Origin of the sequence: Pseudoalteromonas aliena, from assembly GCF_038155085.1 — a bacterium.
Classification (GTDB): domain Bacteria; phylum Pseudomonadota; class Gammaproteobacteria; order Enterobacterales; family Alteromonadaceae; genus Pseudoalteromonas; species Pseudoalteromonas aliena_A.
In genome coordinates, this window is sequence record NZ_JBAKAU010000011.1 from 97,438 (window position 1) to 123,910 (window position 26,473).

21 protein-coding genes are annotated in these 26,473 nt (G+C 41.1%); 11 read left to right on the forward strand and 10 right to left on the reverse strand.

From position 1 onward, the window contains the following. Positions 1–35: 35 nt before the first annotated feature. A complete protein-coding gene (locus V6260_RS12105; RefSeq protein WP_341594353.1) occupies positions 36–740 on the reverse strand; it encodes a 2OG-Fe(II) oxygenase in 705 nt (234 codons plus the stop codon). 33 nt (positions 741–773) lie between these two features. Between V6260_RS12105 and V6260_RS12110 the strand changes: the two genes are divergently transcribed. From V6260_RS12110 to V6260_RS12140, 7 genes are all read left to right on the forward strand, one after another. Then, positions 774–1,163, forward strand: a complete 390-nt coding sequence (locus V6260_RS12110; protein ID WP_341594355.1) for an acyl-CoA thioesterase — start codon at positions 774–776, stop codon at positions 1,161–1,163. A gap of 169 nt (positions 1,164–1,332) precedes the next feature. Next, entirely contained in the window at positions 1,333–2,313 is a 981-nt protein-coding gene (locus V6260_RS12115) for an aldose epimerase family protein (protein WP_425355709.1), read from the forward strand. Between the two features lie 187 nt (positions 2,314–2,500). After that, positions 2,501–5,245 (forward strand): TonB-dependent receptor, encoded by a 2,745-nt coding sequence (locus tag V6260_RS12120; protein ID WP_341594357.1) that lies wholly within the window; start codon positions 2,501–2,503, stop codon positions 5,243–5,245. Positions 5,246–5,437: 192 nt separating this feature from the next. Next, positions 5,438–6,964, forward strand: coding sequence for a tryptophan halogenase family protein (locus tag V6260_RS12125; RefSeq protein ID WP_341594359.1), 1,527 nt, complete (start codon positions 5,438–5,440; stop codon positions 6,962–6,964). Positions 6,965–6,976: 12 nt separating this feature from the next. Continuing rightward, positions 6,977–7,738, forward strand: a complete 762-nt coding sequence (locus V6260_RS12130) for a SapC family protein (protein WP_341594361.1) — start codon at positions 6,977–6,979, stop codon at positions 7,736–7,738. Between the two features lie 52 nt (positions 7,739–7,790). Further along, positions 7,791–9,269 carry an SLC5 family protein gene (locus tag V6260_RS12135; protein ID WP_341594363.1) on the forward strand — a complete coding sequence of 493 codons (1,479 nt, stop codon included), beginning with the start codon at positions 7,791–7,793 and terminating at the stop codon, positions 9,267–9,269. Positions 9,270–9,577: 308 nt separating this feature from the next. Next, the gene (locus V6260_RS12140) at positions 9,578–11,710 is read left to right on the forward strand and encodes an alpha-galactosidase (RefSeq protein WP_341594365.1); all 2,133 of its coding nucleotides are present in this window, start codon (positions 9,578–9,580) and stop codon (positions 11,708–11,710) included. A 63-nt stretch (positions 11,711–11,773) separates the two neighbouring features. Here the strand turns inward: V6260_RS12140 and V6260_RS12145 are convergent, their stop codons facing one another. After that, complete coding sequence (locus V6260_RS12145; protein ID WP_341594366.1) at positions 11,774–12,475, reverse strand: FadR/GntR family transcriptional regulator; 702 nt, start codon at positions 12,473–12,475, stop codon at positions 11,774–11,776. A gap of 186 nt (positions 12,476–12,661) precedes the next feature. On the opposite strand from V6260_RS12145, the gene V6260_RS12150 reads away from it, so the two are divergent. Then, entirely contained in the window at positions 12,662–13,420 is a 759-nt protein-coding gene (locus tag V6260_RS12150) for an SDR family oxidoreductase (protein WP_341594368.1), read from the forward strand. 3 nt (positions 13,421–13,423) lie between these two features. Further along, on the forward strand, positions 13,424–14,374 hold the full coding sequence (locus V6260_RS12155; RefSeq protein WP_341594370.1) for a 2-dehydro-3-deoxygalactonokinase: 951 nt from the start codon (positions 13,424–13,426) through the stop codon (positions 14,372–14,374). Between the two features lie 62 nt (positions 14,375–14,436). Here the strand turns inward: V6260_RS12155 and glpD are convergent, their stop codons facing one another. The 7 genes from glpD to galE all read right to left on the reverse strand — a co-directional run bounded on the left by glpD (position 14,437) and on the right by galE (position 23,447). Beyond that, positions 14,437–15,942 carry a glycerol-3-phosphate dehydrogenase gene (gene glpD / locus V6260_RS12160; RefSeq protein WP_341594372.1) on the reverse strand — a complete coding sequence of 502 codons (1,506 nt, stop codon included), beginning with the start codon at positions 15,940–15,942 and terminating at the stop codon, positions 14,437–14,439. A 198-nt stretch (positions 15,943–16,140) separates the two neighbouring features. Next, entirely contained in the window at positions 16,141–17,643 is a 1,503-nt protein-coding gene (gene glpK / locus V6260_RS12165) for a glycerol kinase GlpK (RefSeq protein WP_341594374.1), read from the reverse strand. A 206-nt stretch (positions 17,644–17,849) separates the two neighbouring features. Further along, positions 17,850–19,178 carry a dienelactone hydrolase family protein gene (locus V6260_RS12170; protein WP_341594375.1) on the reverse strand — a complete coding sequence of 443 codons (1,329 nt, stop codon included), beginning with the start codon at positions 19,176–19,178 and terminating at the stop codon, positions 17,850–17,852. Positions 19,179–19,206: 28 nt separating this feature from the next. Further along, a complete protein-coding gene (locus V6260_RS12175) occupies positions 19,207–20,208 on the reverse strand; it encodes a Gfo/Idh/MocA family oxidoreductase (protein ID WP_341594377.1) in 1,002 nt (333 codons plus the stop codon). Positions 20,209–20,229: 21 nt separating this feature from the next. Then, on the reverse strand, positions 20,230–21,378 hold the full coding sequence (gene galK, locus V6260_RS12180; protein ID WP_341594379.1) for a galactokinase: 1,149 nt from the start codon (positions 21,376–21,378) through the stop codon (positions 20,230–20,232). After that, positions 21,368–22,432, reverse strand: coding sequence for a UDP-glucose--hexose-1-phosphate uridylyltransferase (locus V6260_RS12185; protein WP_341594381.1), 1,065 nt, complete (start codon positions 22,430–22,432; stop codon positions 21,368–21,370). Before V6260_RS12185 ends, galK begins: the two co-directional genes overlap by 11 nt. 1 nt (position 22,433) lies before the next feature. After that, positions 22,434–23,447 (reverse strand): UDP-glucose 4-epimerase GalE, encoded by a 1,014-nt coding sequence (gene galE / locus V6260_RS12190; RefSeq protein ID WP_341594383.1) that lies wholly within the window; start codon positions 23,445–23,447, stop codon positions 22,434–22,436. 337 nt (positions 23,448–23,784) lie between these two features. On the opposite strand from galE, the gene V6260_RS12195 reads away from it, so the two are divergent. After that, the gene (locus tag V6260_RS12195; protein WP_341594385.1) at positions 23,785–24,615 is read left to right on the forward strand and encodes an SDR family NAD(P)-dependent oxidoreductase; all 831 of its coding nucleotides are present in this window, start codon (positions 23,785–23,787) and stop codon (positions 24,613–24,615) included. Positions 24,616–24,772: 157 nt separating this feature from the next. Here V6260_RS12195 and V6260_RS12200 read toward each other — a convergent pair whose 3' ends face one another. Further along, a complete protein-coding gene (locus V6260_RS12200) occupies positions 24,773–25,012 on the reverse strand; it encodes a YdcH family protein (RefSeq protein ID WP_341594387.1) in 240 nt (79 codons plus the stop codon). A 304-nt stretch (positions 25,013–25,316) separates the two neighbouring features. Between V6260_RS12200 and V6260_RS12205 the strand changes: the two genes are divergently transcribed. After that, a complete protein-coding gene (locus V6260_RS12205) occupies positions 25,317–26,306 on the forward strand; it encodes a zinc-dependent alcohol dehydrogenase family protein (protein ID WP_341594389.1) in 990 nt (329 codons plus the stop codon). Positions 26,307–26,473 lie beyond the last annotated feature (167 nt).

Here is a 26,473-nt window from a genome sequence, read left to right on the forward strand (position 1 = left end):
CATAAGTAAGTTTTACTTGTGGCCTTTTTATTGGTTTAGCTTTTAGGTGTCCCGTATATTTGTTCTGCACGATTAAACAGCACCCACGACGTTAAAATATACTTATCGTTTGATACTGGCTTATTACCTCTATGAGTATGGGTAAAGTAGCCTGGGGCTATTACCAGTGTGCCTTTTTTAGGGGCTATTTTACGATTTTGATAGTAAAACTCAGTTTCGCCACCTTCCTCTACATCGTTTAAATAAAACATAAATAGCAACACGCGATGCAACGCTTCATTATGTTGTAGCTGCGGATAAACCTCACTGTGCCAGTAAGGGTAGCCACCTTTATTTACCTCGTATTTTTGAGCTTGAATATTACCAAGCCTAAAAATTTGCTGCACAAGCATAGGTAATTGTGGTCTGCCTACTTCATCAAAGTTTTCGTGAGTTAAATCGACAACGTCGCCCGTTTTTGGGTGATAAACCTTCAAGCCAAACGCACCAATCATCATAAAAATATGCTCTTCAACATACTTAAAAACATGCTGTGCAGTCGTTTGTTGTATATGTTTTAATTGTTGTGCATATTCGGGGTGATTATTTAAATGTAGGTCGTGGCTGTCTTTTTTCTTTAAGTCGACACCGCCAGATGTTACCCCTTGTCTTACATGCGGGCTTTGCGCGAATGTGGAAATAAATTCATCGCAAAACTCATCGCTTAATGCGTTATCAATAACGCGTATAAAGTCCGTCATGGTTTACCTTTATATAATTATTATTGGATGTTTATGTTTATTGAAAAAGTAATGCCGCGCTTTAGCGAAACAGATGCACTCGGACACATTAACAATACCGTACTCCCTGTATGGTTTGAAGTCGCGCGTGGACCTATTTTTAAGTTTTTTACACCGGATTTAAACCCGCATGATTGGAAACTAATCATTGCTAAAATAGAAGTATCGTTTGTAGGCGAGCTATTTTATGGCCACGAGATCACGATTAAAACGTCTGTAGAGCATATAGGCAATAGCTCTTTCGTACTTAAGCAAGAGGCATTTCAGCACGATAAATGCTGCGCAATAGGGAAAGCTGTTATGGTCAGGTATGACTTTACCGCTAAAACTAAGCAAGCACTTTCAAGCCAAGAAATAAATGCATTAAATGAGCATCTAAGTTAAAAAGTAGCGATAACACACCCATATGTAAACAGTACAAGGCAGCTGTAAATTTTTGTCGAGAAATTTTAACGCATATAGATTGAGTTACTGGCTTCACTTATATACTATTTATAATATATATTGTTGCACCGTTACGACAGGAATTGTTAATGCGGTAATTAGGTGGGGAATGAATGTGGCATCTATATCTATTAATAAACCTTTAGAGGTTATTAAACTTAATGATGGAAAATCTTTAACAGCTGAAATTTTACCCTTTGGCGCAATAATAAAAAGCATTAAATTTAATAACCAAGAAATGACACTCAGCGTTGACGACCCGCAATACTATCTTGAAAACCCATTTTACCTAGGCGCAACGGTCGGTAGATATGCTAACCGCATTGCTGGTGGATGTTTTAGTCTATCGGGTACAGAATATCAGCTAGATACTAATAACGGCCCAAATAGCTTACATGGCGGTGTTAAAGGCTTTAATAAAGTACTTTGGCAAGTAACCAAACAAACTGAAAGTGAAGTTGAGCTTTATTATTGCTCGCCCGACGGCGATCAAGGTTTCCCGGGTGAGCTGCAGATTTGGCAAACGATTAGCGCTAGAAACGGCGAGCTTACTCTGTACTTTAAAGCGATAACGAATAAAGAAACGCTCGTTAATTTTACCAATCATTGCTACTTTAACCTTGATGGCAGTGAATCAATTAATAAGCATCTTGTTCAAATTAATACCGATCGTTACCTTCCTATTGATACAACTAGTATTCCACTTGATGAAGCCGCTTTAGTTTGCGGTACCTGCTTTGATTTTACTAAGCCAGCTCAAATTGGTGAGGCCTTAAGCACTGTTCATCCTCAGCTAGAAGCTGGAAATGGCTTTGATCACTGCTATATTTTTAATGATGACAGCAGTTTAAAGACGATGGCTACATTAACTTCGCCACACACGAATGTTAGTTTAACCCTTAAAAGTACGCAGCCAGGCATGCAATTTTATACCGCAAACTTTGTTGGTTCGCCTTTTAAAGCACGGCAAGCTTTGTGTTTTGAAGCGCAAAATTGGCCTGATTCGCCAAATCGTGAAAATTTTCCAAAGGCTAATTTATTGCCAGCAGAGAAGTACGAACAGGTTATTAGTTATGCTTTTTCTGAGTAAATACAGCCCTTTAATGTTAATCAAAAGAAAACCAAAAGAAAAGATACAGTAATTAAATGCTATCCATAATTCAGGAAAAGGTTGCACTTTTTACTGGTTTAAAGTATTTATAATATAAATAGTATTTGAAACTATACGCACTACCACAACGACACAACGACTACACACAATCAGGAGTTTTTAAAAAATGATAATTAACAATAAGTTATCGTTCAACAAGAAAACCGCACTCAGTATTGCTATCACAGGTATATTGGCAAGCGGAAGCGTTGCAGCTCAAGGCGCTGAAGGCGACACACCTACAGTAAATCAAGATGTTGAAGTTATCGCAGTAACGGGTATCCGCAGCAGCTTGCGTTCATCGATGTTAGATAAAAAAGCATCTAACGTTGTAACCGACGGAATTAAAGCAGAAGATCTTGGTAAATTCCCTGATTTAAACGTAGCAGAATCTTTGCAACGTATTACAGGTGTAGCAATTGACCGTAGTGGTGGGGAAGGCCAAGCGGTAACTATTCGTGGCTTTGGCCCACAATTTAACACGGTACTTGTTAATGGCCGTCAAATTGCGACAGACAGTGCAGGGCGTGAATTTAACTTTGACGTATTAGCAGCAGATCAAATCACCGGTGCTGATATTTATAAAAGTAATACAGCAACGCTTCAAGAAGGCGGCATTGGTGGTACGGTAAACGTAACTACAGCTCGTCCTTTTGATTTTGGCGGATTACATGTTTTAGGCTCTGTGAAAGGCATGTACGAAAGCTTATCTGAAGAAGTATCTCCTTCAGCATCATTTCTAATTAGTAATACGTTTAACGATGACAAGCTAGGTGTGCTTTTTGCTATCACTAATCAGCAACGTAAGCTTCAAAATAACCAAATTTTAACGGCGGGTTGGCGCGGCGGCCAAACAATTTCTAACCCTACTGATGGTGTACTGTTTGAAAATGCATACATTCCACGTAACTGGGACCAGATAGTTGATGAGCAAGACCGTGAACGTACAAACGCAAGTTTAGTGCTTCAATATGCACCATCTGACGATGTTACGATTACGGTTGATGGTATGATTTCAAAATTTGAAGTTGATTCGTCAGTGCGTGATTTAGCATCTTGGTTTGAACCAGACCGTGTAGGCAGCGCAACGATTGATCCAGAAACTGGTACGCTTTTAACTTTCTCTCAAGAAGTTGGTTTAGGCGCACCAAGTGGCGACCCTGCAAGTGATTTTGTATCACACACGCGTAACTCACGTGACGTAACCAACAAAGCATTTGGTATTAACGTAGATTGGCAAGTAAATGATTCATTAAAAGCAAAATTTGATGTATCTCGCTCAACTGCAGAAAATGACCGTGCTGGCACTGACCGTTTTAACGTTGTAGGTATTATCAATAGCTATACTTTTGACGGTACAGGCAGCATTCCTACCGTACAGCATGATGGCTTTGAAAATGGCTCACTTCCAGATCCTAGCCTTGCACGCCTTCATTATAACGAAGTGGGTCTACAGTTTACTGATGAAGATGAAATTACTGAAGTAAAAGCTGATTTTGAATACGTGCCAGATAAAGGCCCAGTAGATCGCATTAACTTTGGTGCTTATCGCCAAGAGCGCGAAAAATCAAGCTTTCAAGTTTATGGTACTCAATGTCAGTTCTGTGGTTATGGTACTGAAGCACCACTTGATGCTATTGACTTTGAAGCATATACAGCGAGTAACTATTTCCCTGGTTTAATCGACACATTTTATAGTTACGATGGCGATAAAATGCTGGATTATTTAGCAGACCAAGGCTTCCCGGTAGAGCCAACGTTACAAAATAACCGCTATACAATTAACGAAGATATTACTAGCTTATACATGGACTTTACGCTTGGTTTTGACCTTGCCGATATGCCTGTCACAGTTAACTTTGGTGCACGTTATTCAGAAACTGATATCGAAGTTGCTGCAATACAAAGTTTTATTAGCGATGTTATCCCAACGACGGATGCAACTTTGTTTGCTAACGTATTTGGTCCTGCGACTAATATTGAGGAAGGTACAAGTTATTCAAACTTATTACCATCTTTGAATGTTAAGTTAGAGCTGCAAGACAACATGATTTTACGCTTTGCCGCGTATGATAGTATTACACGTCCAACAATGTCGCAGCTATCACCTGCTACTACGTTTAACGAGCCACGTCGTCAAAACTTAACGGCAAGTGGTGGTAACCCAGCGCTTAAGCCATTCCAATCAGAAAATTGGGATATCTCCTACGAGTGGTACTACAACGATGCTAACTTATTTAGCTTTGCTGTATTTAGTAAAGAAGTAGATGACTTTATTGTTACGCTAACAGGTGCAGAAACATATGAAATGACTGACCGTTCAGGTCCTGATTTTGCGTGTACTACATGTACAGACCAAACAGATGACGAACTTATTGGTAGCTCAGAAGTTTACACGGTGACTCGTCCTCAAAATGGCGAATCAGCTAAAGTAACGGGTTACGAAGTTGGTGTAACTCATATGTTTGAAAATGGCTTTGGTTTTATTGCTAATGCAACAGTGGTAAACAGCGACATTAGCGTGGGCGCAGACACTACACAAACATTTGCACTTGAAGGTTTAGGCGATTCACAAAACTTAGTATTGTTTTATGAGCAAGATAACTGGCAAGCACGTGTTGCATTTAACAACCGTGAAGGCTTTTTACGCTTAGTTGATAACGGCTTTAACGGTGAACCAGTGAACGTAGAAACTTACGGTCAGTGGGATATTAGTGCAAGCTACGATATTAACGAAAACTTCACTATTTTCGCTGAAGGCATCAACATCACTGAAGAAGAGTTAGTGCAAACAGGTCGTTTTGCTAACCAAATCTACTCAGTAGAAGATAATGGCTCACGTTACGCGTTTGGTATTCGCGGATCGTTTTAATTAATGTTTGAGGTGAACTTTTCGCCTCTAGTTTCATTGCAGCACTTTGGTGCTAATACCAATTAGGTTAATTTAACAGCAATGTATATTAGTTAACTTAATTGGTTTAAATGAAACCACATTTAACCCCAATGCCCTAACGGGCATTTGTTGTATAAAACGTTATCAAGAATACTCAAAGAGTAGTCCATTATGAATAAAGCAATAAAAACAGTCGCAGTAATTGGTGGTGGCACGGCAGGATGGCTAAGCGCTGCAATTATAGCTTCGTATCACCAAGGTAAAAACGGTGATGGCTTAAAAGTGATGTTGGTTGAATCGTCAGATATTCCAACAATTGGTGTAGGTGAAGGTACCTGGCCAACGATGAAAAATACGCTTCAGCAAATTGGTTTGCGTGAAGTTGATGTATTTAAAGCCTGTAACGCGACCTTTAAGCAAGGTGGTAAATTTGTAAATTGGACGCACGGCAACAACGACTTTTACTACCATCCATTTACTGTACCGTTAGGCTACGGCCGCATAGATTTAGCCCCTTATTTAGATAATGTTGAAGATTTTGCACAGCAAACTAATTTTCAACATGATATTTGCGAAGCAAGCTTAGCCCCAAGAGGTATTGCTCAAGGTGAATATCAAGGTAATTGTAACTACGCCTATCATTTAGATGCAGGTGCTTTTGCTGAATTATTAAAACAACACTGTAAAAGCAAGCTTGGCATTGAGCATGTTATTGGCACAGTAGAGCAAGTAAAGCTTGATGATAACGGCGCTATAGATACGCTGACTTTAAAAGATCAAACCCGCACCATAAATGCCGACTTATACATAGACTGCACTGGTTTTTCATCGCTGTTATTAGGCCAAGCCCTTAGTGTGCCATTTAAAAAAATGGACCACGTGCTATTTAATGACAGCGCGCTTGCTATGCAAGTTCCTTACGATGAAAACGACGACTCCTTAGCCAGTCATACCATAGCAACAGCGCAAAATGCAGGGTGGATTTGGGATATAGGCTTAACGCATCGTCGTGGTGTAGGGCATGTTTATTCAAGCAAATTTTTATCAGATGAAGAAGCAGAGCAAAACTTACGTAACTATTTAGGTGATGCTGCAAACGGCTTAACCGCCCGTAAAATTAGCTTTGAGTCGGGCTACCGTGAAAAGTTTTGGCATAAAAACTGTGTTGCAGTAGGGATGTCGGCAGGCTTTGTAGAGCCGCTTGAGGCAACCGCTATTATGCTTGTTGAAATCTCGTCTCGCTTTGTAGCAGAGCACATGCCAGCCGATACCCAAGTAATGTCTATTGTAGCTAAGCGTTTTAACGAACAAATGGATTACCGCTGGCAACGTATTATCGATTTTTTAAAGCTGCACTATATGCTAACTAAACGCCCAGAGCCGTACTGGCAGGCGCATGTTCAGCCCGATACTATTCCACAAAGCTTACAAGAAGACTTACTACTTTGGGGGAGCCGTGGCCCGCTTATTCAAGATTTTCATGGCGCTTTAGAGTTATTCCCTGCCGCCAGCTACCAGTATGTTTTATATGGCATGGGCTTTAAACCAGACTTTACTAAACAAGCATATTTGTACTCACAAGATGCTCAAGCTAAACAAATAATTGAACGTAACAGCCAGCTTACACAGCAGATGTTGCAAACTTTGCCGCCACACCGCGCTTATATTGAGCAGTGGTTAGCGGCTAACCCAGTTTAAGGATGTGTAACTATGGCTATTAGTGAACTATCTAATACACAACACCAAGCATTAAAAGTTAAACATAATGCAGGTGTTGAATACGCAAAAACGCAGCACTTAGTTAATTTAAGAGCTAACGAAGTGGCAAAAGCCGCGTGCGACTTACCTATATTTTTAGCGCGAAATGCGCAAAACGGCAGTTATACCGTATCGGGTTTAACAAGCTTTAGTGCTGGGCAAAGTTTATTGGTTAATAACAGCCAGTGGCAGGCACTTTACACACCTGTATGTATACAAACACATCCCCTTTATTTAATGACTCGTGAAGCAAATAGCAGCGATTACTTTATTGCCTTTGACGAGCAAAGCCCTGCATTGAGCACCGAGCAAGGTGAGGCGTTATTTGATGCTAAAGGAAAGCCAAGCTTATTTTTAAACTCGCAGCAGAAGCTACTGGAGAGCGATTTAAAAAATGATTACCAAACGTATCAATTTAGCCAAGAAGCTTCGCGGTTAGGGCTTATTAAAAACATAGATATTGTTTTGCAGTTTGAGCAAGGCGAAGCGCAAACCATTCAAGGTTTAAGCACCGTTGATGAAGACAAACTGCAAACTTTAGATAGCGATACCATTGCAAACTTACACAAGCAAGGTTACCTAAGTGTGCTTAACAGCATGCTTATTTCATTGTTTCAGCTAAATGCACTGGTAAAGCTGCACAACCAGCGTCCCGACCTTATGCCTTTAAAGCAAATTAAGTTAGAACTAAGTCGAGATGCGCACGCGATTTAGCGTGCACTTTTTTATTACACAGACATTGCGTTAACGCGCAGGAGACACACACATGTCAGACAACACTTTGCAGTTGGTGGTTTTTTTCTTTGTGACCGCTTTAATTGGTGGACTTACATATTGGAAGTGCCGAGGTCAAAATCGTAATAACGGACAAAGCCAAACTAAAGAGTATTTTTTAGCGGGCGGTGGCCTTACTTGGATGTTTGTTGCAGGTTCAATCACACTTACTAATTTAAGTACCGACCAGCTAGTAGGTATGAATGGTAACCAAATGGCCTTACTTGTTTGGTGGGAATTAGCAGCGATTATTGGCTTAATTATTTTAGCTAAAGTATTCATTCCTGTTTATTACAAATACAATTGTACCACCACCACAGAGCTACTAGAAAAACGCTATAACAACAAGCACATTCGCGCTGTTATAGGTGGTTTGTTCTTCCTAGGTAATGCACTTATTTATATGCCAGCGGTAATTTACTCAGGTGCGCTGTTTATGCAAACCATGTTTAAAGTAGATATTCCACTAATGTATATAGCGACCGCATTTGCGCTTGTGGGTGCTATTTACGCATTTTTTGGTGGTCTGCGCGCTGTTGCGGTATCAGATACTTACAACGGGCTACTGGTGCTCGGTATGGCAATACTTGTCGTGTTCTTGGCGCTTAATGCAGTTGATTACAACTTTAGCGGCATCCCACAGGAGCGTTTAACACTCATTGGCGACGCCGATTCACCAATTCCTTGGCCAACTCTTTTAACCGGTATGATCTTTATTCAAATGTATTACTGGGGTACTAACCAAACAATTACGCAACGTGCAATGGCGGCACCCAATGTTAAAGAAGCGCAAAAAGGGATATTTGCAGCTGCGGGAATTCGTTTTTTAATCGTCCCTGCAATTGTGGTATTACCGGGTATTATTTCGTTCAAACTTTACGGCGATATTGGCGACGCTGCTTATGGTCGAATTGTGGGTGATGTAATGCCAGCATGGTTAACTGGTGTGTTCGCTGCGGCAATGGCAGCGGCAGTGCTGTCTACTTACAACAGCTTATTAAATTCAGCTACAGCACTATACGTGTGTGACATTCACGAAGCTTACTTTAATAAAGAGCCGAGTGTGGTAAAGCTGAGTGGTTACGTTACGCTGTTGCTTACTAGCTTAACACTCGTGCTTGTACCTATTTATCAACAAGCCGATAGCATTATTAATTTACTACAGCAGTTAAACGGCTTACTCAGTATGCCTATATTCTCAATCTTTGTTGTAGGCTTATTATTTAAAAATGTTGATGCGCGAGCAGGCATTGCAGCGGTAATTTTAGGTGTGGTTATGTATGGCATGCTTACATTTGCAAATTCACCACTACATACTGATTTGCACTACATTCACTTAATGCCAATTACACTGATTGTGTGTGTAGCCTTTGCATTAACTGTAAATAAAGTAGTATTTGGTTTGAGCGCTCAATGGGCAGGTAAAACACCTGCTTTAGATGATACAGGTCAAGCGCAAGTACAAAAATAATATATAAAAAGTTTAAGCTAACAAAATCGGTCATGGGGCAGCTTTGACCGATTTTTTATATGCATAAAAGCAGTATCAGAGCTTTAAAACTAAAGTTAGCCTTAACCTTTAAGTTGCAGTGGTACTTCCAGTGAGTTTATCTGGGTATTTAAGCTCTAAAAACTATCAAAACCTAATTTATATGATATATACTATTATTGTTGAGTGTCACCATCAGCTAGATTGTCTCTCAAGCATCGAAAGTAATAAAGCTAAGTAACTTTCGTCACATTTATAACTCACACAATGAACAAGAGGATAGGAAAATCATGGCCGACACTAAATCATTTTATCGATTAGACAGTGTAAACAGCACCGTTATTTTCGACTGCCAGAGCAAAACACCGGCATTACTGTACTTTGGTAAGCGCCTATCTGAGCAAACAACTGAAACAATGCTTACTCAGCTTGCAACTCGCCAAGAAGTAAAATGTGCCGTGGTTGAAGAAGCACCTATTTCTCTTTCTCCACTTTTAGGTGAGGGCTTTACTGGTGCACCAGGACTTGAGCTTGTAAACGATTCTATTGCTTGGTCTGTGGGGCCAAAGCTTAAAGAAGTTCGTCAGCCATCAACTGCAACGCTTGAGTTTGTAAGCGTAGATGAGCTTCGTGGTATTGAAATAGTGCACAGCATCACGCTTGATAACAACACAAATGTTTTAAGTGCACATACTATATTAACTAATTTAGGTGACTCACCACTGAGCGTTAACTTTTGTGCAGCACCCACATTTCAGCTGCCAGATAGTGTAAGCAAAATTGTAAGTTTTGAAGGGCGTTGGTCAAACGAATTCCAGCGTCAATCTGTTGATTTAGTGCTTGGCAGCTTTGTTCGCGAAAACCGTAAAGGCAAAACATCACACGATGTATTCCCTGGTTTATTAGTGCATAACGAAAATGCAGGCGAGCAACACGGTGAATGTTACGGCTTTCATTTAGGTTGGAGTGGTAACAATAAACTACGTGCAGAGCTTTTAGCTGAAGGGCGCCGTTATATACAAATGGGTGAATTATTATTACCGGGCGAGCTTACACTTGCTAAAGGTCAAACGTATCAAAGCCCTAGTATTTATGGCTCGTTTTCAAGTGAAGGTTTTAGTGCGCTTTCGCGTAATTTCCATCGCTTTGTTAAAGCCAATTTACTTAGCCAAGCACAGCGCGAAAAAACACGCCCAGTGCATTACAACACCTGGGAAGGTATTTACTTTGACCACGATGTAGACACGCTGAAACAGCTAGCTGATAAAGTAGCGCCATTAGGCATTGAACGCTTTGTACTTGATGACGGCTGGTTTAAAGGGCGCCGTGGTGATTATGCAGGCTTAGGGGATTGGACGGTAGATTACGAAATTTATCCAGACGGCTTATCGCCAGTAATCGAGCATGTAAATAGCTTAGGTATGGAGTTTGGTATTTGGTTTGAACCAGAAATGGTAAACCCAGATAGCGATTTATACCGTGCTCACTCTGATTGGGTATTAGGCTCAGAAAATAACGAGCAACTAAGCTTTAGAAACCAGCTGGTGCTTGATTTAACGCGCACTGAGGTTGTTGAGTACTTATACAAAGCTATTGACGATATTTTAGTTGAATATCCAACTATTAAGTACATTAAGTGGGATATGAACCGCGATATTAACCATGCAGGTAATTTTGATGGTAAGCCGGCCGTGCATCAACAAACACTGGCACTGTATCGTTTAATTGATCGTATTAAAGCGGCGCACCCAGGCCTTGAAATAGAAAGCTGTTCATCAGGTGGTGCACGTGTAGATTACGGCGTACTAGCACATACAGACCGTGTTTGGACGTCTGATTCTAACGATGCGCTCGATCGTCTTGAAATTCAGCGCGGTTGTTCGTTCTTCTTTCCATCGTCGGTTATGGGGGCACACGTAGGTCCACGTGATTGTCATATTACTGGTCGTAATGTAAGTATTGAAATGCGTGCTGCGGTATCAATGTTTGGCCACATGGGAATCGAAATGGACCCACGTGAACTGACCGAACACGAATACAATACCCTTAAAGCGGCTATTGCACTGCACAAAGAACATCGTGAATTTATTCATGCTGCCGATTTATACCGCCTCGATAGCGACGATTTATCAATTAACTTTGGTTTAATCGATGAGCAAAAATCAAAAGCGTTGTTTTCTTATAACAGCGTTCGCGAAACACCGCGCACAGCGCCTAATAAGCTTCGTTTTGTTGGTTTAGATGCTGATACACAGTACACACTTAATTTAGTATGGCCTGTTAAATTTGAAGAGTATCGTCCTTCATCTATTGCGGCTGTTAATGGGCAAACATTTACCGGTGAAGCGTTAATGGAATTTGGCTTACAAATGCCAATTTCATTCCCGCAAACATCACTTATTTTTGAGCTTAACAAAGCTTAAAATATAATAAGCAGTAAAAAGGGAGCTAATTGGCTCCCTTTTTTAATGATGTTTTTTAAGCCATTAGTCGAGTTTAGATTCAATAAGCTCTAAGGCTTCTTCTAAAATAGTTTCTACTGCTTTTTTAGCGCGTTCTGGGTTACGTGATTTAATTGTATCTAAAATGTCAGCATGTTTTGCTACATCGGCACCTGGCACACCCTTAATATGGTTTGTGTAACGAATACTTACACGTAGCGCAGTGCTAATAAATTCTGTTAACTGCACAAAAAAGCGATTGTTACTGGCCACTAAAATACTGGTGTGAAAGGCAATGTCAGCCTCTAGCGGGTCGTCTAACCCTTCATCAGCATCGGCCATACGAGCAAGTGCGTTATCTATTTCAGCAAGTTGTTCAGCTGTAGCATTTACAGCGGCTAAAGCGGCTGCTTGTGGCTCAAGTGCTACACGTACTTGGGTAAATTCTTTTAATAAAGAGAGTGATGGTTTGCTGCTTAAAATCCAACGTAGTACGTCGGTGTCAAACATATTCCAGCTACTTTCTGGTAAAACACGAATACCTTGCTTAGGTCGAGAAGAAATAAGTCCTTTAGCTGAGAGCATTTTAACTGCCTCTCGCGTTGCGCTGCGGCTCACATCATACTTTACACATAAGTCAGCTTCAGATGGTAATCCTTCACTTACAGGGTAAACACCACGCACAATAGCAAAGCCCAGATCGTGGGTTAATTGTTGTGTTAAATTTTGACGGGGATGGCTTTTCATTGCGTAGGATTCCATATTGAAACATTACTTTATTATATATCATATATCATATTAATGTACTGAAGGATATGATATAAACTTTTAATCAGTTAAATATTTTAACACAGTGTTTTAGTGCGTTATAACGACTATTGGCGTTTTTAATAAACAAAGCATTGATGCAAGTTGTTGTTTGGAGAGTTTAATTTGGACACCCTAGCTCAATATCATAGTATTTCTGGCAAAGTTGTTTTTATTACCGGTGGCGCATCAGGCATTGGCAGGGCAATGGTTAAATCCTTTGTAAAGCAAAATGCAAAAGTGGCATTTATAGATATTGACGATGCTGCAGCAAAATCGCTTATTAGCGAGTTACCCGATGCAAAACTATGGTACAGACAAGTTGATGTGACCGACTCACACACACTCCAGCAATCACTGGTCGATGCGTGCGCAGCTTTAGGCACTATTAATATTTTGGTAAACAACGTAGCCAATGATCGCCGCCAAGCAAGTGAAGACGTTACTGTGCAAGACTGGGATCAATGCTTACAAATTAATTTAAACCCAGCTTTTTTTGCCTCTCAAGTTGCTATGTCTTTTATGAAAGGCGAGGGTGCTGGCAGCATCATTAACTTCAGCTCTATCAATGCCATTATGGGACAACCCCAAATGGCCGGTTATGTAACAGCTAAAGCGGGTTTAATTGGTATGACTAAAGCTCTGGCTCGCGATTACGGCGAACACGGTATTCGCGTAAACGCAATACTGCCAGGTTGGGTTGCCACCGACCGTCAGCTTGCAAGCTGGTTTACACAAGAAGAGCAAGTAAAGTGGATGGAAGCCATGGCACTTAAAAAGCTAGTAACTCCTAATGACGTTGCTAACTTAGCGCTGTTTTTAGCCGCTGACGAAAGCAGTATGATCACCGGTCAAAGCATAAAAATTGACGGTGGGAGGCTTTAAAGCTTGGCGACTTCAACTTTTTTTATTGCTGTTGATTGGGGAACAAGCCATTTAAGGGCTTATTTGTGCGAAGTAAACGCACAATCAACACTTAAACTATTAGCGCAAAGAGACGGATTAGGTGTTGTTAAAGCTAATCAAAACTTTGAGCAAACCCTAATCGACACTGTAACGGTTTGGCAGCAGGAGTACGGCAATTTACCTATTTATATTGCTGGACAAATAACTTCAAGTATTGGCTGGCACGAAACCCCTTATTTAGCGTGCCCAATAAACCCAGAGGGCTTACTTAGTGCGGCAGTTACATTTGATTGCAACGGACATACTATAAAAGCATTGCCGGGCACAAAGTGCACGCTGCAAAATGGTTTATTTGATGTTATGCGCGGGGAAGAGCTACAAATACTCGGTTTTTTAAAGCAAAATCCTGAGTATCAGCAAGGCAAAATATTACTTTGTTTGCCGGGTACTCACACAAAATGGGTACTACTGAATGACGGACAAATAACCTATTTTAAAACGGCGATGACCGGTGAGTTATATGACTTACTTTGCCATCAAAGCGTATTAATACCTAATGACTGTGCAGAGGGGGAGTTTGACTTTAAGGCATTTGAGCAAGGTTGCGAGCTAACGCTTGGCAGCGATAGCGGTAACTTAGCGCATGGCATTTTTAGTGTGAGAACTCGTCAGCTTTCAAAAGAGTTAACGCCAGTGCAAGCTAAAGCGTACTTATCTGGAGTATTAATCGGCAGCGATGTACGTGCAGCACGTCATGCTAGCGAATGGCAATTACTAAGCGATACACAAGTCGTGGTTATTGGCACAAAGCAGCTTAATAAATGCTTTACCACCGCGCTTAAACAAATAGGCGTTAAGTGCGTTGAGTTTGATATTAAAACAGCTACTTTGAGCGGTTTTAATTATCTTTTTAATTTAGAGTCAAAAAAATAAACCCCCTTATAACGATTAAATTATAAAGGGCTTAACGGGAAGCTGTTATAGCAGCAATGTCATTAAGCGCTTATAGCTGCCCGCTTGTTATCAATGTATTGATTAAGCGTTGCCACTTGCGCATCATTAAAGCGTAGTCCTAATTTGCTGCGGCGCCATAAAATGTTGTAAGCATTTTCTGCCCATTCTTCACTTAGTAAGTAATCTACTTCTGCTGCAAATAAGCCATGGCCAAAGTCTTGGCCTAAATCACTGAGCTGTGTTGCACTACCTAAAATTAGTTTTGCACGAGTACCGTAGGTACGTACAAAGCGTTTAAAAGTCACTTCTGGTAACCAACTGTAAGCAGCATTAAGTTCAGACTTAAGCGCTTCTACCGAGCTAAAATCGCCGCCAGGGAGCGCACTGTGCTTAGTCCATGCTTCACTCATTTGTGGATAAAACTCTTCAAGCTTATTAACCGCAGCTTCGGCAAGTTTACGGTATGTAGTAATTTTCCCGCCAAATACACTTAACAATGGTGTTTGCTTACCTTCGCTTGAAAGCTCTAATTTATAATCGCGTGTTACGGCTTGCGCATTAACTGACTCGTCATCAAGTAATGGGCGCACACCTGAGAAGGTATGTACTATGTCTTCGCGTTTAATGTGGTTTTTAAAGTAGCTGTTAGTAATATCGATTAAGTAATCGATTTCTTCATCACTAATTTTAACGTCTTGTGCTGCGCCTTTGTGTTCAACATCGGTGGTGCCTACCAGTGAGTAGTCATCCTCAAACGGAATAACAAACACAATACGCTGATCTTTATTTTGTAAAATATACGCTTGTTTTTCATCATGAATGCGAGGCACCACAATGTGGCTGCCTTTAACAAGTCGAATATTTTGTGGTGACTTTTCAATAAGTGCTTCGTCAAATAACTTAGCAACCCAAGGGCCTGCAGCATTAACTATGCCTTTAGCCGAAATAGTATATTTAGCTTTACTATTTTGTTGCTCTAGCGTCACTTGCCATTTGCCTTGCTCGCGTTTAGCGTTTACGCACTTAGTTTGCGTAGCAATGGTAGCGCCTTTATTTTGAGCAGCCAGCGCGTTTAAAATAACCAAACGAGAGTCATCAACCCAACCATCAGAGTATTCAAAGCCTTTGGTAATTGAAGGTTCTAATACGCTATTTTCGCCAAATTTAATACCACGAGAACCAGCCAGTGTTTCGCGCTTGGCTAGATTGTCGTACATAAATAAGCCAATGCGAATCATCCACGCAGGGCGAAGGTGTTTTTGATGCGGAAGTCTAAAGGTCAGCGGCCACATAATGTGCGGTGCATTTTTAAGTAACACTTCACGTTCGGCTAGCGCTTCTTTTACTAATCTAAATTCGTAATGCTCAAGGTAGCGCAAACCACCGTGGATCAGCTTTGAACTGTTTGAAGACGTTGCGCAGGCTAAATCTGATTGTTCGCACAAAAGTACTTTTAATCCTCTGCCTGCTGCATCAGCTGCTATTCCGGTGCCGTTTACTCCGCCACCGATGACTAGTAAGTCATATTCGTTATCTGCTAATTCCACCGAGCTAACCTTTTTATTTGTAATATAAATAAGACATATAGCATCATAAAGCTGTGGCTCTTATTTGACAATAGATAACCGCGCTTTTTGCTTGTTAATTTTTAATCCTGATCTTTTTAAAACACTTTGCGTAAAACACGCTATTTAAATGGCGTTATCTGTGATTTATAAGCCGCTAATTTAATTAGCGGCTTATTTTTATTGCTGCTGGCAATCGTCACTAGATAAACGAACTTGTGCTACACAGTGCTGCCATTTTGCGTATAAATCGTTACGCTCATCGGCGCTCATTGTTGGTTCAAAACGACGGTCACAGGTCCACATTTTTGCTAACTGCTCAGTTGACTCGTAAATACCTGTTTGTAAGCCTGCTAAAAATGCTACGCCTAAAGAGGTGGTTTCGGTCACTGTTGGGCGCTCTACCGTTGCGCCTAAAATGTTTGATAAAAAGGTAAGTACCCAATTATTTTTAACCATACCGCCATCTACACGTAACACACTTGGGCGAAGGCCATCACGTTCCATTGCTTTTTGTAGATCTTTGGTCTGGTAGCCAACTGATTGCAACGCCGCAGCAACAATAGTGCTAATGCCTGAGTCGCGCGTTAAACCTAAAATGGCACCACGTGCATTAGGGTCCCAATACGGGGCGCCTAAGCCTGTAAACGAAGGCACTAAAAATACCCCATGGTCAAGCGGCACATCTTTTACTAATGATTCGCTTTCGCCGGCATGGCTTAATAGTTTTAAGCCTTCAACAATCCACTGCATAGTGGCGCCCGCCATAAAAATACTGCCTTCAATGGCGTAAGTTGGCTTGCCATTTAACCTGTATGCAACGGTTGTCAGTAAGCGGTTTTCAGATGTAAGTGCTTTTTCGCCGGTGTTCAGCATTAAAAAACAGCCCGTACCGTAGGTACTTTTAGCCATACCTTGTTCAAAACATGCATGACCAACCAGCGCTGCCTGTTGGTCGCCGGCAATACCACATACGCGTATTGGCGCGCCAAAAATATCGTCGCTGGTTGAACCAAACTCGTCGGCTGAGTCCATGACTTGCGGCAGCATAGATTCAGGAATATCGAATAAATCGAGTAACTCTTGATCCCATTGCTGGGTATGAATATTAAATAACATAGTGCGTGACGCGTTAGTTGCATCGGTACGGTGTTCTTTGCCACCCGTTAGTTGCCAAAGCAAGTAAGTATCAACAGTACCAAAAGCCAGTTCGCCAGCAAGCGCTTGCTCGCGTGCGCCTTCCACGTTATCTAAAATCCAACGCACTTTAGTTGCCGAAAAATACGGGTCGAGTAATAGGCCTGTTTTGTCACTAATCGTTTGGCAAAGCTCGTCAGTGCTTAAGCTTTCGCAGTAAGCGCTGGTGCGGCGGTCTTGCCAAACAATGGCATTGTATATTGGTTTACCTGTTTTTTTGTTCCATACCAGCGTCGTTTCGCGTTGGTTGGTGATACCAATAGCAATAATTTCTTCAGGCTTTACGTTTTTATTCGCTAATACTTCGCGGCTTGTACTTAGCACTGTTTGCCAAATATCGTTGGGGTCGTGTTCTACCCAACCATTTTGTGGAAAATGCTGCGAAAATTCTTGTTGTGCTGACCCAAAAACGTCTGCATCTTTGGTAAACAAGATGGCTCGAGAGCTTGTAGTTCCTTGGTCAATTGAGAGTATGTATTTTGACATGATATTTGTGTTATTTATCTTATCTTATATATGACTAGATTGCCTTTAACTAAGGTTAATGGCAATGGTTTTTTCTTAAAATAGCCGATTAAAAAATAAACACGCAGGTTTTATTTGCTAACTCTTTTAAATAACAGGCGTTTTATTTTGTGATTATTTTAAGTGCGAGGCGGCTATTGATAAAAATAGCCGCTTAAAACTTAATATTATTTGGTGTGTGGTTTAGCTTGTTGCCAATCCATTCCCGTTGAAAAGCGATTATCAAACCCACGCCATTGTGGCAATGGTTTACCATCAACAATGGCTTGGTCGCCATTTTGTGGTAAATCTAGGTATTCACATTGGCTGGTAATGCCTTTTACGTGGCAATCCATCATAGCAAGCACAAAGTGTTTATTGATTTCGTTTAGCGTGCGCATAGACCACGATGGCTCGTAGTAATGGCCTATATCTAATTCACTGCTGCTTTGTGCAATAGCCGGAGCTGGGTGTGGTGCAATATTATGGCGTGCATTTTTGTAAGTAAGCATGTACTTATCTTTGCTGCCTGTTTGGTTATAAAGGCTTTTAATACCTTCATAGCCTGATATGTCATCTAAACTACCGGCTATGTAAAGCGACGGTACTTTAATATTTTTCATTGCTTTGGCATTAAATAGGTTATGTTGCCCACCCCACGGTGCAAAGGCCACCATAGCCTTTATGCGAGTATCTACTTTTGGATTTTGGTATTGTCCACCAGCACAGCTATTTAGTAATTGCTGAACTTGTTTAATTTGTGCAGGGTCTTTCATGCCCGTAAACATTGCGGTTGTTTGCTCATTAAAGTCATAACAACCGCCAATTGTATTTACCGCGCCATAGCCACCCATAGAGTAGCCAATTACGCCTGCGCTGTTGTTATCTACTTGCTTACTTGCAAAGTTGTTTTGCTCATTAAAGTAATTAATAACAAACTGCTGATCGCGAGAGCGATTTATAAGCGTGCTAAAAAAGCCCGAAAACGGTGCGTTTTTAAAATCTACATCAGCATTGGTTGAGTCGGTATGATCAAGTGCAGCAACTATGTATCCGTGCGACGCTAAGTGCTCACCAAGGTAGTACATAATGGTGCGATAGCCTGTATAACCATGCGAAAGCACAATAACAGGGTAGTGCTCTTTATTATTAACGCCTACATCGCGCATAGCATCGGCTTGCAGGGTAAATGCTTTACCAGTGCGAGTTACATCACTGTAGTTAGTTAGTGCTGCTTTTGCCGTGTTCGCTGCGGGATACCACACTTCTACTTTTAAAGGACGATCTTTTTGAGTTTGTGTTGCTGGGTCAAATTGCGCTGGGTTTACTAAATCAAGCGTTTTTACACCAACGCTGTAACTACCTTTGGCAGCAAGCTCTGGAAGTACTTCGCTGGTTATTGGCGGGTAGAGTTGCTCTGGCGTGTTTTGAGCAGCAAAAACGGCACTTGCCGATAAACAACTCGTTGCTAATATTAAGGCTTTTGAAAGTGCCTTTAAAGTGTGTGTGGTTGTCATTGTGTATCCTTGTTGTGTATTTTTATAATTAGTTGAGCTTATTAGATTCAACGCTATCGCTATATTTTAGCTGCCATTGTGCGCGTAGGTTATCCATTATATTCATAACTCTAAAGCTTGTGCTGAGCGGTAATACACTGCTTTGTGTTTGCTGTTGTAAAATACATTCGGTTACGTGATCAATTTCAAATTTAAAGTTTTCATCGTCATTAAAGCTAAAATCAAAGCGCTGCACTTGTTGTGCGTTTAAATGTAGATCCAGTGACTGAGCACCTACAAATTCATCAATACGAATAAACCCGTGCTCACCTAAAATACACGCTTGTGTAGGGCCATTTTGTTGTAAAGCGCTGCTTAGCTGTGCAAATTGGCCTTGGCCGTAATTTATGAGGGGCACGTTTCGCTCATCTACGCCGGTCGAGCTTTTATGTACTAATGATTTAATTTGCTCAGGGGCTTTATTAAATACCACATCGGCAATAGATATAGGGTAAATACCTAAATCAAGTAATGCGCCGCCGGCTGTTGCAGGGTTCATTAATCTGTGTGATGAATCAAACTCACCCGCTAGGCTAAAGTTAGCATTAATACTGTGTACCTTGCCTATAGCGCCTTCGCATAATAGCTGCTGTAGTTTTACTATGGCCGGTAAAAAGCGCATCCAGACACCTTCCATTAAAAAGCGGTTTTGCTGCTGCGCTAGTTCTTGAAGTGTAATGAGCTGTTGAGCATTAACAGTAATGGGTTTTTCGCTGAGTACGTGCTTATTGTGTGTTAAGCATTGCGCTATGGCTTTAAAGTGTTGCTCATGGGTATTGGCAATATAAATGGCATCAATGTTTGGGCATCGCATAAGGGCTTGGTAGCTCTCATAGCCTTTAATTGAATAGTGTGTGGCAAATTCATTTGCGCGCTGCTCGCTTGTAGATGCTGCGCCAATAAGCTGTGCATTAGCGCAATACGCTATGCTTTTAGCAAAGGTGTGAGCAATATTGCCACACCCAATAATTCCCCAATTAACCTTTGCCATGCTTATTCCTTAATGATGTTTTTAAAAAGACGTAATTTGTAACCCTGAACCTGCTGAACATACGTAAATGTCGGCATTTAAGTTAAAGCGTTTAAAGTAGTGCTGCTCAACTGCTGCTTTAATAAGTGGCACTTCTGCGTCACGGCATAAACATACAATGGCGCCACCAAAGCCGCCGCCGGTCATACGTACTGCACCGCGCTCGCCCATAGCTTCTTTACAAATTTCTACTAGGCCATCGGTAGCGGGTACGGTTACTTCAAAGTCATGTTTGAGTGATTGGTGCGAAGCGGCCATTAATTCACGAAGCTGCTGCATATCGTTTGCTTGTAGTGCTTTAGTGGCTGCAATAACACGCTCGTTCTCACTAATTACGTGGTGCGCTCGTTTGTACTCATTTTCGCTTAGTGTGTCTTTTGTTGCTTCAAGCAGAGGCATAGTCGCTTTACGAAGCGTGGCAACATTCATTTTTGCAGCTGCTTGCTCACAATCAATGCGGCGTTGGTTGTATTCGCTATCTACTAATTTACGTGGGTAGTTAGAGTTAACAATAACAATATTTAAGTCATCCGGTACTTTTACTGATTCAGTGGCTAAGTTTTCACAGTCAATTAAAAGAGCATGGCCGTTTTCGCCTTTTGCTGAAATAAGCTGATCCATAATGCCGCATTGGCAATGCATAAAGTCGTTTTCGGCCTCTTGGCCTAACAAAGCAATTTTTTCTTCACTTAAACCAAGCTGTGCAATATGGTTAAACATACCACCAACAGCAACTTCCAGCGCAGCCGATGAGGATAAGCCACTGCCTTGTGGTAAGTTACTATCAATCAGTAAATCGGCGCCGCGTAAAGTATGGCCTGCGCGCTTTAATACAAATGATACGGCACGAATATAGTTACCCCACTGCGATTGCCCTTCGCTGATGTCTTCATCAACACTAAAGCTGTCTTTTTCGCCTGGGTAATTTAATGAATGCACGGTAATGACGTTGTCGTCGCGCTGTTTAAACATAACTTGAGTACGAAACTCTAACGAGCACGGAAATACAAAGCCGTCGTTGTAATCGGTAAATTCGCCAATGAGGTTTACACGCCCAGGTGCAGCAGCAATACCTTGAGCAGGCGCACCATACAGTGATAAAAAGTGTTGTTGAAAATCGTTAAGCGTCATCAGTGTGTCCTGCTGTTTTTTTATAGTGTGTAGTACTGGCTGCTTGTAAAATAGAGGCAGCTGTTTCGGCGCTTAAATCGCGCTGGCTTTCGCCTAACATTTCGTAGCCAACCATGTGTTTTTTTACGGTAGCAGAGCGAAGTAGCGGCGGGTAAAAGTGGGCATGTAAGCGCCAATGTTGCTCATCTGAGCCACGATTAGCGGGTGCATTGTGCCACCCCATAGAATACGGGAAGCTACAATTAAATACGTTGTCGTATTTAGTCGTTAATACTTTTAGTGCCTGAGCTAAAGAATCTGTTTGTGAATCGTTTAGCTGGCTAAAGTTTTGAATGTTATCTTTAGTTACAAGCAGTGTTTCAAACGGCCATGCTGCCCAAAATGGGACAACAACAAGCCAGTGCTCGTTTTCGAATACGACGCGGGTTTTATCTGCTTGTTCTTTTTGCACGTAATCGGCAAGCATTGCGCTGCCATGCTTTTTATAATAAGCAAGTTGCTGCGTATCTTCGGCTTCTATTTCGGTTGATAAATGCGAGTGAGCCCATACTTGGCCATGCGGATGAGGTTGGGAGCAACCCATTATCTCGCCTTTATTTTCAAACACCTGAACACACTCATAGTGCTGTGCAAGATCTGTGTAATTGTCTTTCCAAGTTTTTACTACTTCGTGTAGGGCATCGTGCTCAAGCTCTGGTAATGTTTTGTTATGCTCTGGCGAAAAACAAATCACACGGCATTCGCCGCTTGCTTCGTCGGCAATAAATAAATCACTGTCTGACTCTAAGCTTTGTGGTTGCTCGCTGGCATTAGGCGTAAGTGCACCAAAGTCATTTCGAAATACATGCGTGTATTTGTAATCTGGGTTGCTATCGCCATTTGCACGAGTGTTACTTGGGCAAAGCGGGCAGCTTTCATCGTGTTTTGGCAGCACGCTTTCGTTAACTGCTTCTGTTGCACCTAACCACGGGCGGTTATTACGATGCGGTGATACTAATACCCAACGTCCCGTTAGCGGGTTTTTACGTCTGTGAGTACTTTCTAATAAAGCCATGTTAACTCTCCAACCCACTTGGGTAATTAGTTTGCCAGCGCCATGTATCGTTGGTCATGTCGCTAAGTGTTAGTTCTGCGTGCCAGTTAAGTGTGTTTTGCGCTTTTGTGGCATCGGCGTAATTACAGGCAATATCGCCTGCTCGGCGCGGTGCAATTTTATATGGAATATCTTTATTGGCTGATGTGCTAAATGCGTTGATCATATCAAGCACTGAATAACCTTGGCCTGTGCCTAGGTTATAAGCATGAAAGGCGGTATCTGTTTTGTGTTGCATAAATGCCGCTACATGGCCTTTAGCTAAATCTAAAACGTGAATATAGTCGCGCACGCCTGTGCCATCTTCTGTGTCGTAGTCGTCACCAAAAATATTAACCACCTCACGTTTACCTACCGCAGTTTGGGCAATAAACGGCATTAAGTTATTAGGAATACCATTAGGGCTTTCGCCTAATAAACCACTTGGGTGTGCACCTACTGGGTTAAAGTAACGAAGCGCAATGCCCATAAATTTGCTATTAGCCTTACATACGTCTTGCATGGCTTGTTCAACCATGACTTTAGTCCAACCATAAGGGTTAGTAGCGCGTATAGGGTGTTTTTCATCAATAGGTAGGTAGTCAGGCTCGCCGTACACAGTGGCCGATGAGCTAAATATAATGTGGTTAACGCCTTCATCTTGCATGTTTTGTAGCATGCTTAATGTGCCCGACACATTGTTTTGGTAATAACGCAGTGGTTGCTCAGTTGATTCACCTACCGCTTTTAGTGCTGCAAAGTGAAATACAGCCTCAGCTTGGGTGTGTTTAAGCGCAAGTTTAAATTGCTGCTCGTCTTGAATATCTCCTAGGATAAACTCAAAGCGAGTGCCTGTAATCTTTTCGAGCTGGTCAAGTACGCGAGGGCTAGCATTAGACAAATTATCGTAAATAACAGGCGTAATCCCCGCCTCATATAATGCAATACATGTGTGGCTACCTATGTAGCCCATACCGCCAGTAACTAAAACTTTCATGTGTTTTCTCGAAAAAGTGTATTTATATGATAAATACTACTATTAAGGTGGTTTAAAAACAATAGTTATGATTGCGCGTTATTACAAATAAAAGTTCAAAAAACGTACATGCCTTACAGAGGGTAAAGCATACAAATACATTGTTTTATAAATACTAACAAATACTTAGGTTTATCAATCAATTCTATAAACTGATTCTCTTATCGACCTAATTATCACCACAGATAAGCAGTGCTAATATAAATCGATAAACAGCAGTCATCGTAATATGTTTAAACGTTTGCCCGTAAAGTGCACTGTGCGTTAAAAAACATTTAATAAATTAGGAACGCTCAATATGAATAAAACAATTTTGTTAACCGGTGCTACTGATGGCATTGGCCTAGAAACAGCAAAAATGTTACTAGCCCAAGGTCACACAGTATTATTGCATGGCCGTAGCCAAGATAAATTAAATAACGTACAAAGTGCCCTAAATGAGCAATACCCGCAGGCAAGCACTGTAACCTACGTTGCTGATTTAAGCGATATGGCGCAAGTACAAACATTAGCGCAAAGTGTTCTGAGCGATTTACAACAAGCAGATAAAATACTTGATGTACTTATTAATAATGCAGGTGTGTACAAGCTTGCAGATATAACGACAAAAGAAGGGCTAGATGCTCGTTTTGCGGTAAACACTATTGCCCCTTATTTACTTACTAAATTGCTATTGCCTGCTATGAATGCGCAATCGCGTGTTGTAAACGTATCATCTGCTGCGCAATCAAGCGTTAACTTTGAGTCCTTAGTAGGTAATAAGCCACTTTCAGATAGCGCAGCCTATGCACAAAGTAAGTTGGCCATCACTATGTGGTCACGTCATTTAGGGCTTTCGTTCAAAGGCACAGGGCCGTTAGTTGTATCGGTAAACCCTAAATCGTTACTAGGTAGTAAAATGGTTAAAGATGCATACGGGCTTGACGGTGGCGACCTAAAATTAGGCGCTGATATTTTTTGCCGAGCAGCACTAAGTGATGAATTTAAAGAGGCAACGGGTCTTTACTTTGATAACGATGCAGAGCGTTTTGCGCCTCCACACCCTGATGCTCTTAATAATGATAAAACCCAGCAACTTATTGATACATTAGACACTTTGCTACACAGCTTAATAATAGTTGAAGAATAATCTGAAAAAGTGATATCTCTATAACTAATAAAGCCTTTGCTGGCTCAAGTACACTTTTTATAAAACGTATGATTGGGTTTATAAAGTAATAAACGTTTTACCTTTTGTTGATTAAAAGAGCTCATCTCATTGGTGAGCTCTTTTTATTTATATAGCACTACTCTTGTTGCAAGCGCTCGTAGAGCCAATCTTTTAACTCAGAGCGGTCATGCTTGAGCTGGTGCATTTGTTCATCGCTGATTGGCGCATCTTTAAGTTCTAATACTCTTATTTCTTTGTCTAGCTTATCGTACTTATCTGCCTTTTTAGCAAACTCGGGATCGCTTTCATTTAGCTCTGCAATGGTATTTAAATACTGTGGAAAGTCATTAGTAAGTGAATGGTCTTCGCCTAACATATTCGCTCCTTAGTAGGAAAAATGAGTTACTTAAGTGAATTACTGTCTTGTCATATATTACTCTGGGGTTTACTCAATCATAAATCAACCATAGGAAGCTTAAATTGATATAGCGCAACAATTGCTTTGGGTTTTGTTTAATAGCTACTTTAAAAGTAGATTAAGAGGATGATTTTTACGCTTTATTATCAATATTATTTTGAAACAGATTGTGTATATTGGCTTATTATCATTTATAAAATGTATAACTACAATAAAGCCTCATTACAAAATTACTCATCAACATGTATCAGAGGCAATATCTATGAAAGCAATGACAATTAATAATTTTGGTAGCACTGAAGAATTTGTAGCAGCCGAGGTTGCAAAACCACACGTAACAAAAGGTAACGTGTTAGTTCGTATTGCTGCAACGAGCGTAAATACAATTGATATGATGATTCGTCAAATGGGGGCTGACTTACCCTTTGCTCCAGCGTTACCGGGTATTTTAGGGATGGACTTTGCGGGTACCATTGAAGCCGTTGGCGAAGGCATAACAGAATTTGCAGTAGGCGATGAAGTATATGGTTGTGCAGGCGGCCTAGGCAATTTACCCGGTGCACTTGCTGAGTTTATACTCGCTGATAAGCGTTTAATTGCGCGTAAACCTAAAAACCTATCAATGAAAGAAGCGGCGGCTATTCCACTAGTTGGTATTACTGCACTTGAAGGCTTAACACGTGCAAGTATAAGCGCAGGCCAAAAAGTATTAGTACACGGCGGGGCGGGTGGTGTAGGTCATTTAGCAGTACAACTTGCTAAGCATTTTGGCGCAGATGTTTACTCAACAGGTAGTAACGCTGAGCAATTAGCCCTTATTGAAAGCTTTGGCGCAACAGGCATTAACTTTAAAGACGAAACCGTAGAGCAGTACGTTGAAAAACACACAAGCAACGTTGGTTTTGACATGGTATTTGACACTGTGGGTGGTGGTAACCTGACTAACTCATTTGCTGCAGCAAAGCTAAATGCACAGGTATCTACAACGCTTTCTTTATTAGAAGTAGACTTAAGCCCTGTACACTTTAAAGGGTTATCGTTAAACGTCATCTTTATGCTTATTCCGATGATCCATGACTTTAACCGTCAAGATCATGGCGACAAACTAGCAAAGCTTGCACAAATTGTAGAAGCAGGTGGTATGCGCCCAGTCCTTGATGAGCAAGATTTTACACTAGAAGAGACGGCAAAAGCGCATGACCGTTTGGCTAGCGGCCAAGCAATGGGCAAGGTCGTTATAAACGTACAGTAATGTATAAAGGCCGGCTTTTTAGCCGGCTTCTTCACTACACCTCATATTCCTTTAAAGGTAGCCAATTAACTTACAAACCTCATTTATGTTGACGAAATAATAGTGATAGAATGCAGCGCGTAGAACCACTTGCACAAAGTAAATGGTCGATAATTTTATAAGGTTTG

Coding starts and splice junctions, on each gene's coding strand:
- V6260_RS12105 (WP_341594353.1), bottom strand. CDS start 740: ATGACGGACTTTATACGCGTTATTGATAACGCATTAAGCGATGAGTTT.
- V6260_RS12110 (WP_341594355.1), top strand. CDS start 774: ATGTTTATTGAAAAAGTAATGCCGCGCTTTAGCGAAACAGATGCACTC.
- V6260_RS12115 (WP_425355709.1), top strand. CDS start 1,333: ATGAATGTGGCATCTATATCTATTAATAAACCTTTAGAGGTTATTAAA.
- V6260_RS12120 (WP_341594357.1), top strand. CDS start 2,501: ATGATAATTAACAATAAGTTATCGTTCAACAAGAAAACCGCACTCAGT.
- V6260_RS12125 (WP_341594359.1), top strand. CDS start 5,438: ATGAATAAAGCAATAAAAACAGTCGCAGTAATTGGTGGTGGCACGGCA.
- V6260_RS12130 (WP_341594361.1), top strand. CDS start 6,977: ATGGCTATTAGTGAACTATCTAATACACAACACCAAGCATTAAAAGTT.
- V6260_RS12135 (WP_341594363.1), top strand. CDS start 7,791: ATGTCAGACAACACTTTGCAGTTGGTGGTTTTTTTCTTTGTGACCGCT.
- V6260_RS12140 (WP_341594365.1), top strand. CDS start 9,578: ATGGCCGACACTAAATCATTTTATCGATTAGACAGTGTAAACAGCACC.
- V6260_RS12145 (WP_341594366.1), bottom strand. CDS start 12,475: ATGAAAAGCCATCCCCGTCAAAATTTAACACAACAATTAACCCACGAT.
- glpK (WP_341594374.1), bottom strand. CDS start 17,643: ATGTCAAAATACATACTCTCAATTGACCAAGGAACTACAAGCTCTCGA.
- V6260_RS12170 (WP_341594375.1), bottom strand. CDS start 19,178: ATGACAACCACACACACTTTAAAGGCACTTTCAAAAGCCTTAATATTA.
- V6260_RS12175 (WP_341594377.1), bottom strand. CDS start 20,208: ATGGCAAAGGTTAATTGGGGAATTATTGGGTGTGGCAATATTGCTCAC.
- galK (WP_341594379.1), bottom strand. CDS start 21,378: ATGACGCTTAACGATTTTCAACAACACTTTTTATCACTGTATGGTGCG.
- V6260_RS12185 (WP_341594381.1), bottom strand. CDS start 22,432: ATGGCTTTATTAGAAAGTACTCACAGACGTAAAAACCCGCTAACGGGA.
- galE (WP_341594383.1), bottom strand. CDS start 23,447: ATGAAAGTTTTAGTTACTGGCGGTATGGGCTACATAGGTAGCCACACA.
- V6260_RS12195 (WP_341594385.1), top strand. CDS start 23,785: ATGAATAAAACAATTTTGTTAACCGGTGCTACTGATGGCATTGGCCTA.
- V6260_RS12200 (WP_341594387.1), bottom strand. CDS start 25,012: ATGTTAGGCGAAGACCATTCACTTACTAATGACTTTCCACAGTATTTA.
- V6260_RS12205 (WP_341594389.1), top strand. CDS start 25,317: ATGAAAGCAATGACAATTAATAATTTTGGTAGCACTGAAGAATTTGTA.